Annotated in this window: 4 protein-coding genes; 1 reads left to right on the plus strand and 3 read right to left on the minus strand. The window is 70.8% G+C overall.

The features are described from left to right. Nucleotides 1-91: 91 nt before the first annotated feature. The 3 genes from AB0C38_RS49440 to AB0C38_RS49450 form a co-directional block, all read right to left on the minus strand. Nucleotides 92-373, minus strand: a complete 282-nt coding sequence (locus AB0C38_RS49440; RefSeq protein ID WP_257920172.1) for a metal-sensitive transcriptional regulator — start codon at nucleotides 371-373, stop codon at nucleotides 92-94. A gap of 68 nt (nucleotides 374-441) precedes the next feature. After that, on the minus strand, nucleotides 442-2,556 hold the full coding sequence (locus AB0C38_RS49445) for a heavy metal translocating P-type ATPase (protein WP_360688711.1): 2,115 nt from the start codon (nucleotides 2,554-2,556) through the stop codon (nucleotides 442-444). A 5-nt stretch (nucleotides 2,557-2,561) separates the two neighbouring features. Further along, entirely contained in the window at nucleotides 2,562-2,768 is a 207-nt protein-coding gene (locus AB0C38_RS49450) for a heavy-metal-associated domain-containing protein (protein ID WP_360688714.1), read from the minus strand. Between the two features lie 78 nt (nucleotides 2,769-2,846). On the opposite strand from AB0C38_RS49450, the gene cobF reads away from it, so the two are divergent. After that, nucleotides 2,847-3,608 carry a precorrin-6A synthase (deacetylating) gene (gene cobF, locus AB0C38_RS49455; protein WP_360688717.1) on the plus strand — a complete coding sequence of 254 codons (762 nt, stop codon included), beginning with the start codon at nucleotides 2,847-2,849 and terminating at the stop codon, nucleotides 3,606-3,608. Nucleotides 3,609-4,073 lie beyond the last annotated feature (465 nt).

Consider the following 4,073-nt stretch of genomic DNA (forward strand, 5'->3'; position numbering starts at 1 on the left):
GCTCCACTTCACATCCGGAGGCCTTCACCTGTCTGTACGACAGGCCGCCGCTGGTCACCTCAACTCGGGACAACGTCCCTGGACATCACAGCTAGGAGCGCACGAGCCTCGCGATCGCGTCCGACGCTTCCCGCACCTTCAAATCGGCTTCCTCGCCACCGTTCGCGGCCGCCTGGACGACACAGGTCGCCAGGTGCTCGTCGAGCAGTTCAAGCGAGAACGACTGCAGGGCCTTCGTCGCCGCGGAGACCTGCGTCAGGATGTCGATGCAGTACTTGTCCTGCTCGACCATGCGCTGCAGCCCGCGGATCTGTCCTTCGATCCGGCGCAGGCGCTTGAGATAGGCCTCCCGCTCAGTGCCGTAACCCGTCATCGCGCACCTGTCCCCGTCGTCGGCGTCCCTCTGCTTCGAGTATACCCACCGGGTGTATGGGCCCGGGTTCAGCGGAACCGGCGCAGCCGGAGGCTGTTGCTCACCACGAAGGCCGACGAGCACGCCATCGCCGCGCCGGCGATCATCGGGTTGAGCAGGCCGAGCGCGGCCAGCGGCAACGCCGCGACGTTGTAGGCGAACGCCCAGAACAGGTTGCCCTTGATGGTGGCGAGGGTGCGGCGGGCCAGGCGGATCGCGTCGGCGGCGACCCGCAGGTCACCGCGCACGAGCGTCAGGTCGCTCGCCTCGATGGCCGCGTCGGTGCCGGTGCCCATGGCCAGGCCCAGGTCGGCCTGGGCGAGCGCGGCCGCGTCGTTGACGCCGTCGCCGACCATGGCGACCACGCGCCCCTCGGCCTGCAGCCGCTTGACGACGTCGACCTTCCCCTCGGGCAGCACCTCGGCGACGACCTCGTCGATCCCCGCTTCGGCGGCGATCGCCCGGGCCGCGCCCGCGCTGTCGCCGGTCAGCAGCACCGGCTTCAGGCCGAGCTCCCGCAGCTCGGCGACCGCCTGGGCGGACGTCGGCTTGATCGTGTCGGCGACGGACAGCGTGCCGCGGACCTCGCCGTCCCAGGTCACGCCGACCGTGGTCCCGTCGCCTTCGGCGCGCCCGACGCTGACGGCGCGCCCTTCGACGACTCCGGTCACGCCCACGCCCGCGGTGCTGCGGAACTCCGTCACGGCGGGCAGCGCGCCGAACCGCTCCCGCGCCGCCTCCGCGATGGCGCGGCCGATCGGGTGCTCGGACGCGGCTTCGACGGCCCCCGCCAGCCGCAGCGTTTCGCCGTCGCCGTCGACCAGCGTCATCCGGCCGGTGGTGACGGTGCCGGTCTTGTCCAGGACCACGGTGTCGACGCGGCGGGTGGACTCGAGCACCTCGGGGCCTTTGATGAGGATGCCGAGCTGCGCGCCGCGGCCGGTGCCGACCAGCAGCGCCGTCGGCGTCGCGAGCCCGAGCGCGCACGGGCAGGCGATGATCAGCACGGCGACGGCGGCGGTGAACGCGCTTTCCGGGCTCCCGCCGGTCGCCAGCCAGACGACGAGCGTGGCCAGCGCCGCGAAGACGACCGCCGGGACGAACACGGCCGAGACCCGGTCGGCGAGCCGCTGCACGTCGGCCTTGCCGGTCTGCGCGGCTTCGACCAGCCGCGCCATCTGCGCCAGCCGGGTGTCCGCGCCGACGCGGGTGGCGCGCACGAGCAGCCGCCCGCCGACGTTGACGGTGGCGCCGGTGACCGCGTCGCCCGGGCCGGCCTCGACCGGGACGGACTCGCCGGTGAGCATGCTGGTGTCGACCGCGGAGCGGCCTTCGGTGACCACGCCGTCGGTGGCGATCTTCTCGCCGGGCCGGGCGACGAAGACGTCGTCCACCTGCAGGTTTCCGACCGGGATCAGCTGCTCTTCGCCGCCGCGGAGGACCGTGACGTCCTTCGCCCCGAGGTCCATGAGCGCACGCAGAGCGGCGCCCGCGCGGCGCTTGGAACGGGCCTCGAAGTAGCGGCCGGCCAGGATGAACGTGGTGACCGCGGCGGCGACCTCGAAGTACAGGCTGTCGCCGGCGACGCCCGCGCCGATCAGCTCGAAGCCGTGGCGCATGCCGATCTCACCGGCCATGCCGAAGAAGAGCGCGTACAGCGACCAGGCCACCGAAGCGAGGACGCCGAGCGAGATCAGCGTGTCCATCGTGGCGGTGACGTGGCGCAGGTTGACCGCGGCGGCGCGGTGGAATGGCCACGCGCCCCAGGTCACGGCCGGGGCGGCGAGAACGAGCGAGACCCACTGCCAGTAGTCGAACTGCCAGGCCGGGACCATCGCGAGCACGACCAGGGGAACGGTGAGCGCTGCCGAAAGGAGCAAACGCTTGCGCAGCGTGGGCGTCTCGTCGGGTTCTTCGGGCTCGGGGAGCCGCGCGGAGTACCCGGCGGCCACGACGACGGCCCTGAGGTCGTCGACCGACAGCTCGCTCGGGTACCTGACCTGCGCTTTCTCGGTGGCGTAGTTGACCGTCGCGGTCACGCCGCCGACCTTGTTGAGCTTGCGCTCGACGCGGGCGGCGCAGGACGCGCACGTCATGCCGCCGATGGCGAGCTCGACGCTTTCTGCGGACTGCGCGGTGGTCATGGGACTCAGGCGACCAGGCGGTAGCCGGCCTCGGTGACGGCCGCGGCGACGGCGTCGGCGGGCAGCGGGGTGTCGCTGGTCACGGTGACGCGCCCGCTCTCGACGTCGACGTCCACCTGCCGGACGCCGGCGAGCTCGGAGACCTCTTCGCGGACCGACGTGGCGCAATGCCCGCAGGTCATGCCCTCGACGGTGTAGCTCGCTTCGGTCATCAGCAGCTCCTCTCGTTCCCCTTCCTTTATACCCATCGGGGGTAGGGGTTCACTCGTGACCCCCGTCAGACTCGCGCCATGCGCACGCTCTACGCGATCGGGATCGGTGCCGGGGACCCGGCGCACCTGACGGTGCAGGCGATCGACCGGCTCAACCGCGTCGACGTCTTCTTCGTGCTCGACAAGGGTTCGGAGAAGGCCGACCTGGTCCGCTTGCGCCAGGAGATCCTCGACCGGTTCGTCACCCGTCCTCACCGCCTGGTGCTGGTCGCGGACCCGCCCCGGGACCGGACGCCGGAGGACTACCGGGCAGCGGTCGCGGACTGGCACGCGGCGCGGGCGGCGGTCTACGAGCGGGTGCTGCTGTCGGAGCTTCCGGACGGCTCGACGGGAGCGTTCCTGGTGTGGGGCGACCCGTCGCTGTACGACAGCACGATCGCGCTGATCGAGGCGGTGCTGGCGCGCGGGAACGTGGAGTTCGAGTACGAGGTGATCCCGGGAATCAGCAGTATTTCGGCCCTGGTGGCCCGCCACCGGACGACGATGAACCAGATCGGCAGGCCGGTCCAGCTGACCACGGGCCGCCGGCTGGCGACGGGCTGGCCCGAAGGAGTCGACGACGTGCTCGTCCTCCTGGACGCGCACACGTCGTTCGACAGCTACGCGGACACGGGCCTGCAGATCTACTGGGGCGCGTACGTGGGCACGCCCGACGAGATCCTGATCTCAGGTCCGCTGACGTCCGCGTTGGCGGCCGAGATCCGCGAGACGCGGGCCGCGGCCCGCGAGCGCCACGGCTGGATCATGGACACCTACCTGCTTCGCCGCCCGGCCGGCTAGCCGTGTCGACCCCGCAATCACGTGTGATGCCCCTCCAATCACACGAGATCCGCCTTGCATCACGCGAGTTACGGCTTCAGTCACGCTAGATCCGGCTTCAGTCACGCCAGATCCGGCTCTGGTCACGCCGGTTTCGGCTTGGGTCACGCCGGTACCGGGTGCAAGCGGGACCGGCCGGCGTGATCGGGCCCGTCATTCGCGTGATCGAAGGCGGAACTCGCGTGATTGAGCGCGCATCACGTGTGATTGGGGAGCCGACTCACGTGATTGGAGGGTCGACTCGCGTACCTGGACGGTCGGGTCGCGTGCCTGGAGGGTCGGGTCGTGTGGATGCGCACACATGAAGAAAGGGCCTGAGCCCGGGAGACTCGCGTCTCAACCGGGCCCAGACCCTTCCTCAAAGTAAGTTCGGCGGTGTCCTACTCTCCCACAACCCTTCGGTTGCAGTACCATCGGCGCTGTCAG

The sequence above is a fragment of the Amycolatopsis sp. NPDC048633 genome (genome assembly GCF_040650695.1).
GTDB lineage: Bacteria > Actinomycetota > Actinomycetes > Mycobacteriales > Pseudonocardiaceae > Amycolatopsis.